The following is a 15,377-nucleotide window of genomic DNA, read 5'->3' as shown; positions in this document are numbered from 1 at the left end:
CACCCGGGCACGACCCCGGGTGACGCCACGGCGCCGACCGTGACCCGGAGGCGACGATGGCCAAGTCCAGCACGACGAAGCAGACCAGCACGGCCGGACGTCCACGTGACGTCGCGCCCGGCGTGGGGTTCGACCCCGCGGCGAAGCTCGGCCCGGACGAACGTGCGGCCGCGATCGAGACGCTGAAGACCAAGGAACTCGACGTCCTGGTCGTCGGCGGCGGGATCGTCGGTGCGGGCAGTGCGCTCGACGCGGTGACCCGCGGCCTGAGCGTCGGTATCGTCGAGGCCCGCGACTGGGGCTCGGGGACGTCGAGCCGCTCGTCCAAGCTCGTGCACGGCGGCATCCGCTACCTCGAGCAGCTCAACTTCGCGCTCGTCCGCGAGGCCCTCATCGAACGCGGCCTGCTGCTCCAGCGCATCGCCCCGCACCTGGTGAAGCCCGTGCGCTTCCTCTACCCGCTCAACCACCGGGTGTGGGAGCGCTTCTACATCGGCATCGGCATGGCGATGTACGACGTGTTCAGCTGGTCCGGCGGCCGTCCGCCCGGCGTCCCGCACCACCGGCACCTGAGCCGGAAGCAGGTGCTCAGGAACATGCCCGGGCTCAAGAAGGACGCCTTCGTCGGCGGCATGACGTACTACGACGCCCAGGTCGACGACGCCCGCTACGTCGCGTCGCTCGTGCGCACCGCGGCCTCGTACGGTGCCGAGGCAGCGAGTCGCGTCCGCATCGAGGGGTTCATCAAGGTCGGAGAGCGCGTGGTCGGCGCGCAGGCCCACGACATCCAGACCGGCGAACGGTTCGAGATCCGCGCGAAGCAGGTCGTCAACGCCACCGGTGTCTGGACCGACGACACCCAGGCGATGATCGGCACCCGTGGCCAGTTCAAGGTGCGGGCGTCGAAGGGCGTCCACCTCGTGATCCCCCGGGACCGGTTCCAGTCGAACACGGGCATGATCCTGCGCACCGAGAAGAGCGTGCTCTTCGTCATCCCGTGGGGCCGGCACTGGCTCGTCGGCACGACGGACACCGACTGGTACCTCGACAAGGCGCACCCGGCAGCGACCGCGGCGGACATCGACTACATCCTCGAGCACGTCAACAAGGTGCTCGCCGTCCCGCTCACCCGCGAGGACGTCGAGGGTGTCTACGCCGGACTCCGCCCGCTCCTGGCGGGGGAGTCCGACCAGACCTCGCAGCTCAGCCGGGAGCACGTCGTCGCCCACACCGTCCCGGGCCTCGTCGTGGTCGCCGGCGGCAAGTGGACCACCTACCGGGTGATGGGCAAGGACGCCATCGACGAGGCCGTCGCGGCCATGGACGGCAGGATCCCGGAGTCGACGACCGAGGACATCCCGCTCCTCGGCGCCGAGGGGTACCCCGCCGCGTGGAACCGACGCGCCCGCACCGCACGGAGCTTCAACGTGCACAAGGTCCGCATCGAGCACCTCCTCAACCGGTACGGCACCCTCGCGACCGAGGTGCTGCAGCTCGTCGAGCAGGACCCGGCACTCGCCGAGCCGCTGCCGGGGGCCGACGACTACATCGGCGCCGAGGTCGTCTACGCCGCCTCGCACGAGGGTGCTCTGCACCTGGAGGACGTCCTCGCCCGTCGTACCCGCATCTCCATCGAGGCCTGGGACCGCGGCGAGTCAGCAGCGCCCGTCGCCGCGAAGCTCATGGCGGACGTGCTCGGGTGGGACCAGGAGACGACCGAGCACGAGGTCGCGAACTACCTGAAGCGCGTCGCCGCCGAACGGGAGTCGCAGCTGCAGCCCGACGACGAGAGCGCGGACCGCGTGCGGCTCGAGGCCCCCGACATCGCGTTCGGCTTCGACGAGGACGACGTGGTCGTGGGCGGCGGTCGCTCGGACGGTGCCGAGGGCGCGAAGGCGTCCGACGAGCAGGTCGTCGGCGAGAAGACGAGCGAGCCGGAGTAGCGGGCAGCGTCGCGGACGCACCACGGGCCTCCAGGCCAGCAGACCGGACTGGAGGCCCGTGGTGCGTCCGTCAGGCGACCTGCGGTCCCGACGTGGCCCGGAGGGCGCGTCGCCGCTCGCCGAACACGATCACCACCGGGATCGCGACCAGCGCGATCAGGCTCGTGACGTACAGCACACCGGCCCAGGTGGTGTGGGCGCCGCCGCTGACCCCGTAGCCGTCGGCGATGTCCATGCCGAGTTGGAAGCCGGCGACGAAGAACGGGACCGCACCCGCCGCGATGATCCCGAGCATCCAGGCGACGACGAAGTGCGGTTTCACGCGCCGCCAGAGCGTCACCGTCGCGACCACGAGCGCCAGCGCGACACCGATCGCCGCGGTGACGAGGACGGCGACGACGTCACCGCGGACGTCGAACCCCTGCCCCTCGAGGTGCGCGTGGATCGCTTCCAGCGAGGTGCCCGGCACCGCCGCGAGCGGATCCAGCACGAGTTGCTGCACCGCGAGCAAGGCCGCGTACAGCGTCACGACCAGCACCCCGACGACGGCGACGACGATCCGTGTTCTCCCCATCCACAGAACAGTAGTGCGCGGAATGCGCGGGCGGTCCTGGTGGTTATCATCGGGGTACTCGAAGAGGGAGCCATCATGGTCGACGTCCATCGCGTCAAACTCCCCGGAGTCGGCGTGCTGCACAGCTTCTACACCGACGACGGTGGCAAGTGCGGTGTCATCACGCACCGGTCGGGGCACTCCGACCTCATCTCGTTCGCCGACGTCTCCGACGGCGCGGACAAGTCCGAGAAGGTCTCGCTGCGTCTCAGCGAGGACGAAGCGCACACGCTCGCCGAACTGCTCGGCGGCACCCGGATCACCGAGGGCCTCGACAAGCTCGACGAGATCCCCGGGCTCTCCATCGACTGGTTCTCCGTCGACTACGACGACGCCATCGCGGGCAAGCCCCTCGGCGACCTGCACGACTCGGGCTTCATCGGCCTGACCGTCGTCGCCGTGGTCCGTGGCGACAGTGCCAACCCGGCGCCCTCGTCGGACTTCGTCGTCTTCCCCGGAGACACGATCGTCGTCGCCGGTTCCCCCGAGAAGGTCGCCAAGGCGTTCTCCTTCTACCGCAGCGGAGAGCTTGCGGCCGCCTCGGCCGAGGCCCCGCGGAAGAGCTAGCGCATGCACCTGGGTGGTGAGCTGCTCACCATCGGTGTGCTCTTCGTCATCGCCTACGTCCTGGGCCGGCTCGGCAAGACCATCGGTCTGCCGGCCATCCCGATCTACATGGTGGTCGGACTCGTCGCGAGTCCGAACACGCCGTGGTTCGGGCTGAGCGTCGAGTCCCACACGATCGAGCTCATCGCGACCTTCGGGCTCATCCTGCTGCTGTTCAACCTCGGGCTCGAGTTCGACCAAGAGGAGTTCTACGGCAACGCCGGCAAACTCCTGGTGTCGGGCGGCACCTACGTCGTCATCAACATGGGCGTCGGGTTCGCCTTCGGGTTCTCGCTCGGCTGGGGCACCCGTGAAGCCCTGATCATCGCGGGCATGACGGCGACGTCCTCGAGCGCCATCGTGACGAAGCTCCTCATCGAGCTCCGGCGCCTGGCGAACGACGAGACCCCGATGATCCTCGGCGTCACCGTGATCGAGGACGTCTTCATCGCCGTCTACCTGGCGATCGTCTCCGTCGTGCTGTCCGGCGACACCAACGTCTGGGCCGTCGTCGGCAAGCTGGCACTCGCGTTCGGGTTCCTCATCGTGATGTTCACGCTCGCGCGCTTCGCGGGCAAGTGGGTCTCGAAGATCTTCGCCACCCGTGACGACGAGCTGTTCACGGTGCTGTTCTTCGGACTCGCGGTCATGTTCGGCGGCATCGGCGACCTGCTCGGCGTGACCGACGCCATCGGTGCCTTCGTCATCGGCCTGCTCTGCGGAGCGACCCGGTACCGCGACCGCATCGAACAGCTCGCCCTGCCGATGCGCGACGTCTTCGCCGCGTTCTTCTTCGTCAACTTCGGGCTCGGCCTCGACCTGTCGACCTTCGGCGAGGTGCTCTGGCCCGTCCTCGGCGCCATCGGCATGACGGTCGTGCTCAACGCGGTCGCCGGCCAGATCGTCGCGCGGATGAACGGCTTCAACGTCCAGCAGGGCATCAACACCGCCGTCATCCTGGTGAACCGGGGTGAGTTCGCACTGATCCTCGCGACGCTGTCGGCTGCCGCCGGGCTGGAGGCGCGGATCACCGCCTTCGCGGGCCTCTACGTCCTCTGCATGGCCGTCCTCGGGCCGCTGCTCGCGGTGAACTCGGACCGGATCGGCCGCCTCGTGGTGCGCCCGGGTCGTCTCATCCGCCTGCGCGGACGCCTGGGCGGCCGACGTGCCGTCGCCGCGGCAGCCGCCGCCGAGAGCGCCGAAGCGGCCGAGGCCGAGGCGGACGCCACCGCCGCGGCGCGGAAGGCCGAGCGGGACCGCCAGTTCGCCGAAGAGTTCGCGCTCGTCGAGGCAGCTGGCAGGGACGAGCGAGACAATGAGGGGTCCGAGCCGACGTCCGCCCCCGTGACGTCGCCGGTCGAGATCCCCGCCGAGCGCCCCGAGCGCCCGGTCCGACAGCGCGATCCGGAGTACTGATACAGATGTGGGCCGTTGCCCGACGACCGAGGTGGATCGCGCTGCTGTTGCTGGCGCTCGTGCTGGCGGCGGTGTTCGCCGGGCTGGGCAAGTGGCAGCTGGAGCGGTCGATCGCCAACGGCAAGCCCCTGCCGGCGACCACCGAGACCCGCCGCACGCTCGAGGCGGTCACCACCCCCGAGCGCCCCGTCAGCGAGAGTCTCGCCGGGCAGAAGGTCACCGTCACCGGGACCTTCGTCGCCGACGACACCACCGTCCTGACCGGCCGCACCGGGGGTGGGAAGTACCAGACCGTCGGACACCTGGTGGACTCGGACGGTGGGGCGAGCCTCCCGGTCGTCATCGGGTGGTCCGACCAGCGCGGGGCCGCCGTCGCCGGGGGCGAGCGCCTGGCGGACGGGCAGACGCTCACGATCCAGGGTCGCTACTACCCGGCCGAGTCGCCCGACCAGGACGCCTACAAGAAGGGCGAGTACTCCGCGGTCGCCCCCGCCCGGTTCGTGAACACCTGGCAGGCGTTCGACGACCGCATGTACCTCGGGTACGTCGTCGCCGACGGCACCACCGCGACGGCCGCCGACCTCGGCACCATCGCCGACCGTGCACCGTCGCGCGAGGTCCAGTTCGACTGGCTCAACCTGTTCTACGCGATCGAGTGGGTCGTCTTCGCCGGCTTCGCCGTGTTCCTCTGGTACCGGTTCGTGAAGGACGCCTGGGAGCGCGAGCAGGAAGAGGAGCGCGAGGCAGCGCTCGCCACCGAAGCCGACGCGCTCCGACGGTAGGATTGCCGGCATGGCCCTGACCGTCCGAACCCGTGACATCCCCAAGATCCCGGGGGCGGTGAAGTGGTACCGCGTCTCGGCGTACATCACCGGTGTGCTGCTGCTCGCCCTGGTGGTCGAGGTCATCATCAAGTACACGCCGCTGCAGCTCGAGATGCAGCTCGGCAACGGTCCGTTCTTCGTGCCCAACGGCACGGCGGGCGAGACCCCGGGCACGTTCAACCTGTCGATCGCGATCCTCATCGCCCACGGCTGGCTGTACGTGCTCTACCTCTTCACGGACTTCCGTCTGTGGAGCATCATGCGCTGGAGGCCGTCGCGCTTCCTGCTCATCGCCCTCGGGGGCATCATCCCGTTCATGTCCTTCGTGGTCGAACACCGCATGCAGCAGCAGGCCATGGACACCTACCACGAGCTGATCGCTGCCCAGCAGCGTGAGAAGGAGGCCGCTCGGTGAGCGAGACCGAACAGCGTCCCGTCCTCGTCGTCGACTTCGGGGCCCAGTACGCGCAGCTCATCGCGCGTCGGGTCCGTGAAGCGAACGTCTACAGCGAGATCGTGCCGCACTCCATCACCGCGGACGAGATCCGCGCCAAGGACCCGGCGGCCATCGTGCTGTCCGGTGGTCCGTCGTCCGTGTACGAAGAAGGCGCGCCGTCCCTCGACGGTGACATCCTCGACCTCGGCGTCCCCGTGCTCGGCATCTGCTACGGCTTCCAGGCCATGGCGACCGCGCTCGGTGGCGAGGTCGCGAACACCGGTCTGCGCGAGTACGGCGCCACCGACGTGACCCTCGCCCCCGGCACCAGCACCCTGCTCGGCGACCAGCCGGCGGACCAGGTGACGTGGATGTCGCACGGCGACTCCGTGGCCAAGGCACCGGCCGGCTTCGAGGTGCTCGCCTCGAGCGCGTCGACGCCCGTCGCGGCGTTCGCGTCCGACGAGCGCAAGCTCTACGGCGTGCAGTGGCATCCCGAGGTCAAGCACTCCGTGTACGGCCAGGCCGTGCTCGAGAACTTCCTGCACCGTGCCGCGGGCCTGCCCGGCGACTGGAACTCCAGCAACGTCATCGAGGAGCAGGTCGCCCGCATCCGCGAGCAGGTCGGCTCCGCCCGGGTCATCGCCGGGCTCTCCGGTGGTGTCGACTCCGCCGTCGCCGCAGCCCTGGTGCACAAGGCCGTCGGCGACCAGCTCACCTGCGTCTTCGTCGACCACGGGCTCCTGCGTGCCGACGAGCGCAAGCAGGTCGAAGAGGACTACGTCGCCTCCACCGGCGTCCGGCTCATCACGATCGACGCCGAGCAGCAGTTCCTCGACGCCCTCGCCGGCGTGAGCGACCCCGAGCAGAAGCGCAAGATCATCGGGCGCGAGTTCATCCGCACGTTCGAGGGCGCGGCCGAGGCACTCGTGCTCGAGGCGCAGGCTTCCGACTCTGATGCCGAGGTCAAGTTCCTCGTGCAGGGCACGCTCTACCCCGACGTCGTCGAGTCCGGCGGCGGAGCGGGCACCGCGAACATCAAGTCGCACCACAACGTCGGCGGCCTGCCCGAGGACATGACGTTCGAGCTCGTCGAGCCCCTGCGCACCCTGTTCAAGGACGAGGTCCGAGCGGTCGGCCGCGAGCTCGGGCTGCCCGAGGTCATCGTCGGTCGCCAGCCGTTCCCCGGCCCGGGCCTGGGCATCCGCATCGTCGGCGAGGTCACGAAGGAGCGGCTCGAACTGCTCCGTGCCGCTGACAAGATCGCGCGCGAAGAGCTCACCGCGGCCGGCCTCGACCAGGAGATCTGGCAGTGCCCGGTCGTGCTGCTCGCCGACGTCCGCTCCGTGGGCGTGCAGGGCGACGGCCGGACCTACGGGCACCCGATCGTGCTCCGTCCGGTCTCGTCTGAGGACGCCATGACCGCCGACTGGACGCGTCTGCCGTACGACACCCTCGCGAAGATCTCGAACCGCATCACGAACGAGGTGCCCGACGTGAACCGGGTCGTGCTCGACGTCACGTCGAAGCCGCCGGGGACGATCGAGTGGGAGTAGGGCTCCCCTGAGCAACGGAAGGCCCGGTACGCGTCACGCGTGCCGGGTCTTCGTGCGTCCGGGGCCGCTGCCGGGGTCGTGAGCGGGGGTTTTGCTGCCGCGGGCGGTGCGGGCGCGGTTCGTGGGCGCTCCCGGGAGCCGTCGAGTGGTCACAACACCCCGCAGGCCCGGTGCCGAGTGGTCACGAAGTGTCGGCTGGCCCCGGCCCGGACGACACTTCGTGACCACTCGGCGGGCGACCGGCGGGGTGTTGTGACCGCTGGGACTGACGCCGGGACCGCCACTCGGGCCGCCACCGCACCGCACCGCCCCGCCCCGCCGTGCCCCGCACCGCCCCCTCTGCCGCCGACCACCGGCCCGGGAACGACGAAGGGCCCCGGCAGCGCCGGGGCCCTTCGCGTGTGCGGTGGTACTAGTTGCGCGAGCTGCTCGCGATGATGGCGAGGATGCGCAGGATCTCGAGGTACAGCCAGACGAGCGTCACGATGAGGCCGAACGCCGCGGTCCAGGCGTAGATGCGGGGTGCGCCGCGCTCGACACCGGTCTTGATCTGGTCGAAGTCGAGGATCAGCGAGTACGCGGCCATCAGTACGACGAACACGCCGATGAGGACCCCGAGCGGGATGCCGAAGAGCGTCACGCCCATCAGGCCGAACGCGCTCTGGGTGACGCCGGTCCACATCAGGACCAGGTTCACGAGGGAGAACGCCATGTACCCGACCATCGCGATCAGGAAGAAGCGCGTGGCCTTCGGGGTCGCGCGGACCTTGCCCGAGCGGAACAGGAGCAGGGTGACGAAGAACACACCGAGCGTGCCGAACACGGCCTGCGCGACGATGCCGTCGGCCTGGGGGAACGCGGTCTGGAAGTAGTTCGAGATACCGCCGACGAACAGCCCCTCGAAGAACGCGTACGTCAGGATCAGACCCGGCGACGGCTTCTTCTTGAAGGTGTTGACGAGCGCCAGGACGAACCCGACGAGCGCGCCGACGATCCAGACGACCGGCGGCAGGTTCCAACCGGCCACCGCGCCGACGACGAGCACGCCGAACGCGAGCAGCGTCTTGACGATGGTGTCCTCGTACGACATGCGGTCGGTGTCCACCGGGGACGCAGTCGGGCGGTCGTACATGTACTGCAGCTGCTCGGGGGTCATGCCGCCCTGGGCCTGCTGCGGGGTCTGTCCCCAGCCGGCCTGCTGCTGACCAGCACCGCGCCCGCCCCAGGTGTTTGCCCCCTGTGCGTTGAAGGCGGGGGACTGGTCGAAACCGGGCTTGAAGGCCATGGTGTCCTCTTCCTAGGAGATTCGAGTCCTCTCAGCCTAGGGGCGCTCGGTCGCGGAAGGCTGAGGATTCGCGGCGAGCGGACGCGGGCCCAGCGGGCCCCGACGGGGGAAGCCTAGGGTCGCCCGCTGCACGCGCGCCCCGAGGAAGTCGAGAGTCCGCCGTCGAGCCCACCCGTCTCGACGGCAGCGCCGGGTAGAGCCAGGTGACGAGCGCGACCGAGATCGTCATGAGCAGGAACCAGGCCACGATCTTCGCCGGTGCCACCGGCTGCCACACCGCGAGCTGCGCCGGGTAGCTCCACGCCCCGGCCCACGTCGCGACGTTCTCCGCCGCCCAGATGAACACAGCGACGAGTCCCATCGCAACGAGCACGGGCATCCGCAGCGTCGCCCGGTGGATCCGGACGTGCATGGTAGTGCGGGCGAAGAGCAGCAGCACGAGCGCGAGCAGCAGGTACCGGGCGTCGGCGACGAAGTGGTGGCCGAAGAAGTTCAGGTAGATCCCGCCCGCCACGACCGCCAGCAGCCACTGCCGCGGGTACCGGTCGAACCGCAGGTCGAACAGTCGGTAGACCCTGACCATGTACGACCCGACGGCGCCGTACATGAACCCCGAGAACAGCGGCACCCCGGCGAGGACGAACAGCCCTCCGGGTTCGTAGGTCCACGAGCCCATGTGGGTCTTGAACACCTCCATCGCGGTGCCGACGACGTGGAACAGCAGCACGACCCGGAGTTCGCGCACGGTCTCGAGCCCGAACACGAGCATCCCGACCTGCAGCAGCACGGCCGCGATCGTCAGGACGTCGTTCCGCATCGCCGCCGGCACGGTCAGGTGCACCACGGCCATGGTCGTGAGCAGCAGCGCCCCGAACGCGCACGCCCAGGCCTGCTTCGCGCCGAACACCAGGAACTCGGTGACGAACACCCGGACGGGCCGGTGCGGTTGGTGCCCGGCGTCGAGCAGACGGCGTGCAGCCCGGTCGATCCGGGCCTCGACGGCGGTGGAGAGCGAACGGACGGTCATGCGGTGATGCTCGGTGCCGTCCCTGGGAACGAGGGCCCCCGGAGCCACGGGTGTGTCCCGCGACACAGGCGCCACGCTGGTCACCCGCGGCAAGTAGGGTCGCGCCATGACCCTCGTGATCGCCCACCGTGGTGCGTCCGGCTACCGCCCCGAGCACTCGCGGAGCGCGTACGAGCTCGCGATCGAACTCGGTGCAGACGCGATCGAACCGGACCTGGTGCCCACGAGGGACGGCGTGCTGGTGCTCCGGCACGAGAACGAGGTCTCGGGCACCACGGACGTCGCCGACCACCCCGAGTTCCGGCACCTGCGCACGACGAAGACCGTCGACGGCCAGACCCTGACGGGCTGGTTCACCGAGGACTTCACGTGGGCAGAGTTGCAGACGCTCCGCACCCGCGAGCGTCTGCCGGTGCTGCGCCCGGGATCCGCCGAGCACGACGGTGCGCAGCCGATCCTGCGGCTCGTCGACCTGCTCGCGATCCTCGACGCCGCACCCCGTCCGGTCGGGCTCGTCGCCGAGGTCAAGCACGCCGCGTACTTCGACCGCGCCGGGTTCCCGATGGGTGGACTCGTCGACGCCGCGCTCGGCGAGGCCGGGTGGCGGCAGGACGAGCGGCTCACGGTGGAGAGCTTCGAGAAGGGCGTGCTGCGCGACCTGCGCGAGCGGGGGACCGGTGGTCGGCTCGTGTACCTCCAGGAGGCCCGTGGCAGCGCCGCGGACGAGGTCGCGTCCCACGGATCGCTCGCCCCCACCTACGCCGCCGAGCGTTCCGAGGACGCGCTCGCGTCGTTCGCGACCGAGTTCCACGGCATCAGCGTCGACCTCGGCACCCTGATGGCCTGCGTCGACAGCGTCGCGCTCGACGACCCGACGCCGGTGCGCAGCGCGATCGTCGACCGCGCTCACGCCGCCGGGCTCGCGGTGTACACGTGGACGCTCCGGCCGGAGAACCGGTTCCTGCCGTCGCCGCTGCGTCGTGGTGGCGACGTCGCGGCGTTCGGCGACTGGGAGCGGTGGTTCACGTCCGTGATCCGCACCGGACTCGACGGGGTGTTCGCCGACCACCCGGACCTGGCGGTGCTCGCCCGGTCCGCTGTCGGGGGTCCCGCCTAGACTGTCCCGGACATGACGATCGTGCTCGACCCCTTCGAATCGACGCCCGAACCGGGCGCCGGTGCCCGCGCGTACGAAGACCCGTTCACCGCGGGTCTGAACCCCCAGCAGAAGGAAGCCGTCGAGTACCGCGGCGAGTCCCTGCTGATCGTGGCCGGTGCCGGTTCCGGCAAGACGAGCGTGCTCACCCGCCGCATCGCACTGCTGCTCGCCAACCGCGAAGCCTGGCCGTCGCAGATCCTGGCGATCACGTTCACGAACAAGGCCGCGGCCGAGATGCGCGAGCGCGTCCGGGCCCTGGTCGGTGGCGAGGCCGAGGGGATGTGGATCTCCACGTTCCACTCGGCGTGCGTGCGCATCCTGCGGCGCGAAGCCGAGCGGTTCGGGTTCCCGCAGTCGTTCACGATCTACGACTCCGCCGACTCCAAGGCGCTGCTGAAGCGGATCATCAAGGAGCTCGAGGCCGACTCCCTCGGGCTGACCGTCGGTGCCGCGGCGTCGAAGATCTCGAAGCTCAAGAACGAGCTGCAGGACATCGACACCTACGCGCGCAACATCAACGTGAACGACCCGCAAGAGGTCATGTTCACCGAGGTGTTCCGGCGCTACACGAACGAACTCCGCCGGGCGAACGCGTTCGACTTCGACGACCTCATCGGTCAGACGGTGTTCCTGTTCCGGGCCTTCCCGGACGTCGCCGCCCTGTACCAGCGCCGCTTCCGGTACATCCTGGTCGACGAGTACCAGGACACGAACCACGCCCAGTACGCCCTGATCCGTGAGCTCACCCGCCCGGTGCCGGTCGAACAGGTCGACAAGCTCGAGGACTCCGGCCAGCACGTCGCCCGGATGCGGGAGACCGACGGGTCGATCGCCCCCGCGTCCCTGACGGTGGTCGGCGACTCCGACCAGTCGATCTACGCGTTCCGCGGGGCGGACATCCGCAACATCGTCGAGTTCGAGCGGGACTTCCCGAACTCCAAGACGATCCTGCTCGAGCAGAACTACCGCTCGACGCAGAACATCCTGGACGCGGCGAACGCGGTCATCGCGAACAACTTCGACCGCCAGGCGAAGAGCCTGTTCACCGACGTCGGTGCCGGCGAGAAGATCGTCGGCTTCACCGGGTACACCGGCCATGACGAGGCGCAGTTCGTCGCCGACGAGATCCAGCGCCTGCGTGACGACGGCATGGACTACCGCGACATGGCGGTGTTCTACCGGACCAACTCGCAGACCCGTGCGCTGGAGGAGATATTCATCCGTGCGGCGATCCCGTACCGGGTGCTCGGCGGCACGAAGTTCTACGAGCGCGCCGAGATCAAGGACGCCATGGCGTACCTGATCACCGTCGCCAACCCGGCCGACCCGATGGCCCTGCGCCGCATCCTCAACGTGCCCAAGCGCGGCATCGGCTCGGTCACCGAGACCACGCTGCAGCGCTACGCCGACGAGCACGAGACCACGATGCGCGACGCCCTGCGGCACGCGGGTGAGCTCGGGTTCGGGCCGAAGGTGCGGAACGCCATCACCGAGTTCGCGGCGCTGCTCGACTCCGTGTCCGAGAAGGCGCCGACGCAGCCGGTGGTCGACACCCTGACGCAGCTGCTCGACGGCTCCGGGCTGCTCGACAACCTGCGGAAGTCGCCCGACGCGCAGGACGCCGCCCGTGCCGACAACATCGACGAGCTCGTGGCCGTGACGCGTGAGTTCCAGAAGAACAACCCCGAGGGCACGCTGTCGGACTTCCTGACCGAGGTCTCGCTGGTCGCCGCGGCGGACGAGCTCGACGACTCGTCGGGCACGGTGTCGCTCATGACGCTGCACACCGCGAAGGGCTTGGAGTACGACGCGGTGTTCCTGACCGGCGTCGAGGAAGACCTGCTCCCGCACCGGATGTCCGCCAACGAACCCGGCGGACCGTCGGAAGAGCGCCGGCTGTTCTACGTGGGCATCACCCGCGCCAAGAAGGTCCTGTTCCTGTCCCTCGCGATGACCCGTGCCCAGTTCGGCGACGTGAACGTGGCGATGCCCTCGCGCTTCCTGCAGGAGATCCCCGAGGGGCTCATCGAGTGGAAGCAGTCCCCGGGCATGGCGAACAGCCGTGGTGGCACGCAGCCCCGCGCCCTGAACGCCAAGCGCGACGGCGGCTTCGGCGGTGGCGGTGGCGGCGGCGGGGGCTACCGCGGTGGTGGTGGCTGGGGCGGCGGCTCGTACGACCGCGCAGCGGCAGCGTCCAAGACCCGCCCGAAGACCGAGTGGGCGAACCGGGTGTCCGGGCAGGTGCGCGACAACGGCGACATGGAACTCGTCGCCGGCGACCGCATCAAGCACGTCGACTTCGGCGAGGGCACGGTGTCGGCGGTGACGGGTCAGGGAGCCAAGCGCATCGCCGAGATCGCGTTCGACTCCGCGGGCCGCAAGAAGCTCCTCATCAAGATCGCCCCGATCGAGAAGCTGTAGGAGCCCTCACCGGTCCACACCGAACCGGCAGCCGCAGCCGGTCTGGAGTTCACGGAACGGACCCGGGGCGTTCCCCCGCGGTCCGTACGGTGCGGTGCTGTGCAGAACAGCCCTGACGATCGCGACGACGCCCACGACCACGCCGGAGACCGCAGCAAGCGCATCCCGGTCTCCCGCCGGGGCTTCCTGGTCGGGTCCGGACTCGCCGGTGCCGCCGGTCTCGTGGCCTCGAACGGCTTCGGCGGCGCCCCGGCCGTCGCCGATGCGCTGACCGCGGTACCCGCAGTCGCCCCGGCGGCGCTGGGCGGATCGACCGAGGCCGCTCAGGCGGCGGTGGCGCGCGGGCACACCGGACGGTGGCGCCCGGACACGACCTCGCCACGCTTCACCGTCGCCGTGATGCCGGACACGCAGTACATGTTCGACGGCGCCGCGGTGGACCCGGCACCGATGCGCGCCTCGCTCGAGTACGTCGTCCGCGAGCAGGCCCGGCACAACACGGTGTTCCTGGTCCACCTCGGCGACCTGACGCAGAACGGTGCGGCGTCCGAGATGCGTGCGTCCGGCGCGGTCTTCGACGTGCTCGACCGTGCCGGTGCGCCCTACAGCGTGCTCGCCGGCAACCACGACGTCGACTCCTCGACCGACGACCAGCGTGGCCGAACCCCGTACCTCGACGTGTTCGGCCCGCAGCGGTTCCGGAGGGCCCCGGGCTGGATCGGTTCGAGCCCGGACGGCTACAACACCGCTCACCGGTTCACCGCGGCCGGCCGCGAGTGGGTCGTCCTGGCGCTCGACTGGCGGACGAGCGCGAGCGGGCTCGCCTGGGCCAGCTCCGTGCTCGCGGCCCGGCCGCACGCCCCGGTCATCCTCACGACGCACGCCCTCGTCGACTCGGACGCCAGTGGTGGAGCGGTGTTCGACCCCTACGGCCAGCAGCTCTGGGACTCCTTCATCTCGAAGCACGACCAGGTGTTCCTGACGCTCAACGGGCACTACTGGGGTCCGGGCCGCACGACGGCGAAGAACGCCGTCGGGCACGACGTCGCCCTGCACCTGACCAACTACCAGAACCGCTACTACGGCGGGGCGGCCATGATCCGGCTGTACCACGTCGACCTCGAGCGGAACGTCATCGACGTCGAGACACTGTCGCCGTTCCTGCTCGCCGGTGGGCTCGGCGAGACGAACGAGCTCGCGGCCCAGGAGACCGCCCTCAGCGGTGACGTCGACCGCTTCACCATGGCGGTGGACTTCAACGCACGCTTCGCGGGGTTCGCGCCGGTCGCACCACGGGCCTCCCGGCAGGCGGCACGCATGCTGGTGCCGGGGACGCTGGCGTACTGGCGGTTCGACGGCAACCCGGACGGGGCGGCGCTCGCGCCGACGACGCGGGTGCGCGACCAGAGCGGGCGGGGGAACGACCTGGTGGTCGCTCGCCGGACCGGTGCCGTCGCGGGGGCGCTGCGCTGGACGGCGGCGCACCATCCCGACCAGCCGGGCGCCGGCGGCCTCGCGCTGCAGGGCGGCAAGACCGGTGGGGACCACCTGCAGACCGTCGACGCGGCTCCGCTCAACCGGACCCGGTTCCCCCACGGCTACACGGTCGAGGCGTTCTTCGCGCTGCCGACCACGTTCGACCCGAGCGCGAACGGGTTCAGCGCCCTGCTGTCGCAGTACTCGAGCGCCGGTCAGGTGGGGAAGGCGACCGGAGCCGACGGTGACCCGGACGAACCTGCCGTGACCCTGAGCCTGTCGGGGGACCGCGAACTGCAGTGGTGCGTGTACCCGGCGAGCCAGGACGGATCACTGACGAACTGGGGGCACGAGTTGCCGCTCGGGGCCTGGTGGCACGTGGCCGTGGTGAACGACGGGACGCACACCGTGCTGTACGTCGACGGGTGCCCGGTCGTGCGGAACCCGTCCACCCCGAACCGCGGTCTGAGCACGCTCGGCAAGCCGTGGCTGCTCGGTGGCTACCGCTACGGCGGCAAGCTCGACAACGTCTTCGTCGGGTCGATCGGCGACGTGCGCATCGTCGGCCGGGCGCTGCAGCCGAACGAGTTCATGAACGCCTGACGCCCCGCCGGC

12 protein-coding genes are annotated in these 15,377 nt (G+C 70.0%); 9 read left to right on the top strand and 3 right to left on the bottom strand.

Going from position 1 to position 15,377, the window contains the following annotated elements; all coding sequences use genetic code 11:
• Positions 1-56: 56 nt before the first annotated feature.
• The gene (locus tag ABRP24_RS02065) at positions 57-1,943 is read left to right on the top strand and encodes a glycerol-3-phosphate dehydrogenase/oxidase (RefSeq protein WP_071245430.1); all 1,887 of its coding nucleotides are present in this window, start codon (positions 57-59) and stop codon (positions 1,941-1,943) included.
• A gap of 70 nt (positions 1,944-2,013) precedes the next feature.
• Here ABRP24_RS02065 and ABRP24_RS02060 read toward each other — a convergent pair whose 3' ends face one another.
• Positions 2,014-2,517 carry a hypothetical protein gene (locus ABRP24_RS02060; protein WP_301599780.1) on the bottom strand — a complete coding sequence of 168 codons (504 nt, stop codon included), beginning with the start codon at positions 2,515-2,517 and terminating at the stop codon, positions 2,014-2,016.
• Between the two features lie 75 nt (positions 2,518-2,592).
• Here ABRP24_RS02060 and ABRP24_RS02055 point away from each other — a divergent pair, with 75 nt between their 5' ends.
• Genes ABRP24_RS02055 through guaA form a run of 5 tightly spaced genes read left to right on the top strand, consistent with a single transcriptional unit; the run spans position 2,593 to position 7,394 of the window.
• The gene (locus ABRP24_RS02055; protein WP_017885470.1) at positions 2,593-3,123 is read left to right on the top strand and encodes a cation:proton antiporter regulatory subunit; all 531 of its coding nucleotides are present in this window, start codon (positions 2,593-2,595) and stop codon (positions 3,121-3,123) included.
• A gap of 3 nt (positions 3,124-3,126) precedes the next feature.
• The gene (locus ABRP24_RS02050) at positions 3,127-4,578 is read left to right on the top strand and encodes a cation:proton antiporter (RefSeq protein ID WP_027466692.1); all 1,452 of its coding nucleotides are present in this window, start codon (positions 3,127-3,129) and stop codon (positions 4,576-4,578) included.
• 5 nt (positions 4,579-4,583) lie between these two features.
• Entirely contained in the window at positions 4,584-5,360 is a 777-nt protein-coding gene (locus ABRP24_RS02045) for an SURF1 family cytochrome oxidase biogenesis protein (RefSeq protein ID WP_371836705.1), read from the top strand.
• Positions 5,361-5,370: 10 nt separating this feature from the next.
• Complete coding sequence (locus ABRP24_RS02040) at positions 5,371-5,817, top strand: DUF3817 domain-containing protein (protein WP_027466691.1); 447 nt, start codon at positions 5,371-5,373, stop codon at positions 5,815-5,817.
• Positions 5,814-7,394 carry a glutamine-hydrolyzing GMP synthase gene (gene guaA / locus ABRP24_RS02035; protein ID WP_027466690.1) on the top strand — a complete coding sequence of 527 codons (1,581 nt, stop codon included), beginning with the start codon at positions 5,814-5,816 and terminating at the stop codon, positions 7,392-7,394. Before ABRP24_RS02040 ends, guaA begins: the two co-directional genes overlap by 4 nt.
• 412 nt (positions 7,395-7,806) lie before the next feature.
• Here the strand turns inward: guaA and ABRP24_RS02030 are convergent, their stop codons facing one another.
• Both ABRP24_RS02030 and ABRP24_RS02025 read right to left on the bottom strand, forming a co-directional pair.
• The gene (locus ABRP24_RS02030; RefSeq protein ID WP_027466689.1) at positions 7,807-8,679 is read right to left on the bottom strand and encodes a Bax inhibitor-1/YccA family protein; all 873 of its coding nucleotides are present in this window, start codon (positions 8,677-8,679) and stop codon (positions 7,807-7,809) included.
• Positions 8,680-8,710: 31 nt separating this feature from the next.
• Positions 8,711-9,706 (bottom strand): DUF817 domain-containing protein, encoded by a 996-nt coding sequence (locus tag ABRP24_RS02025; RefSeq protein ID WP_349847687.1) that lies wholly within the window; start codon positions 9,704-9,706, stop codon positions 8,711-8,713.
• Positions 9,707-9,812: 106 nt separating this feature from the next.
• Here ABRP24_RS02025 and ABRP24_RS02020 point away from each other — a divergent pair, with 106 nt between their 5' ends.
• The 3 genes from ABRP24_RS02020 to ABRP24_RS02010 all read left to right on the top strand — a co-directional run bounded on the left by ABRP24_RS02020 (position 9,813) and on the right by ABRP24_RS02010 (position 15,365).
• On the top strand, positions 9,813-10,823 hold the full coding sequence (locus ABRP24_RS02020; RefSeq protein ID WP_349847688.1) for a glycerophosphodiester phosphodiesterase family protein: 1,011 nt from the start codon (positions 9,813-9,815) through the stop codon (positions 10,821-10,823).
• 12 nt (positions 10,824-10,835) lie between these two features.
• The gene (locus ABRP24_RS02015) at positions 10,836-13,286 is read left to right on the top strand and encodes a UvrD-helicase domain-containing protein (RefSeq protein WP_349847689.1); all 2,451 of its coding nucleotides are present in this window, start codon (positions 10,836-10,838) and stop codon (positions 13,284-13,286) included.
• A gap of 99 nt (positions 13,287-13,385) precedes the next feature.
• Positions 13,386-15,365, top strand: a complete 1,980-nt coding sequence (locus tag ABRP24_RS02010; protein WP_349847690.1) for a LamG-like jellyroll fold domain-containing protein — start codon at positions 13,386-13,388, stop codon at positions 15,363-15,365.
• Positions 15,366-15,377: the final 12 nt, after the last annotated feature.

Source organism: Curtobacterium sp. WHRI 8282, assembly GCF_040223925.2.
GTDB lineage: Bacteria > Actinomycetota > Actinomycetes > Actinomycetales > Microbacteriaceae > Curtobacterium > Curtobacterium flaccumfaciens.
This window is presented reverse-complemented; position numbering and strand designations above follow the sequence as displayed.

Excerpts from the sequence above, each read along its gene's own strand:
- ABRP24_RS02065 (WP_071245430.1), top strand. The coding sequence starts at position 57 with ATGGCCAAGTCCAGCACGACGAAGCAGACCAGCACGGCCGGACGTCCA.
- ABRP24_RS02060 (WP_301599780.1), bottom strand. The coding sequence starts at position 2,517 with ATGGGGAGAACACGGATCGTCGTCGCCGTCGTCGGGGTGCTGGTCGTG.
- ABRP24_RS02055 (WP_017885470.1), top strand. The coding sequence starts at position 2,593 with ATGGTCGACGTCCATCGCGTCAAACTCCCCGGAGTCGGCGTGCTGCAC.
- ABRP24_RS02050 (WP_027466692.1), top strand. The coding sequence starts at position 3,127 with ATGCACCTGGGTGGTGAGCTGCTCACCATCGGTGTGCTCTTCGTCATC.
- ABRP24_RS02045 (WP_371836705.1), top strand. The coding sequence starts at position 4,584 with ATGTGGGCCGTTGCCCGACGACCGAGGTGGATCGCGCTGCTGTTGCTG.
- ABRP24_RS02040 (WP_027466691.1), top strand. The coding sequence starts at position 5,371 with ATGGCCCTGACCGTCCGAACCCGTGACATCCCCAAGATCCCGGGGGCG.
- ABRP24_RS02030 (WP_027466689.1), bottom strand. The coding sequence starts at position 8,679 with ATGGCCTTCAAGCCCGGTTTCGACCAGTCCCCCGCCTTCAACGCACAG.
- ABRP24_RS02025 (WP_349847687.1), bottom strand. The coding sequence starts at position 9,706 with ATGACCGTCCGTTCGCTCTCCACCGCCGTCGAGGCCCGGATCGACCGG.
- ABRP24_RS02020 (WP_349847688.1), top strand. The coding sequence starts at position 9,813 with ATGACCCTCGTGATCGCCCACCGTGGTGCGTCCGGCTACCGCCCCGAG.
- ABRP24_RS02015 (WP_349847689.1), top strand. The coding sequence starts at position 10,836 with ATGACGATCGTGCTCGACCCCTTCGAATCGACGCCCGAACCGGGCGCC.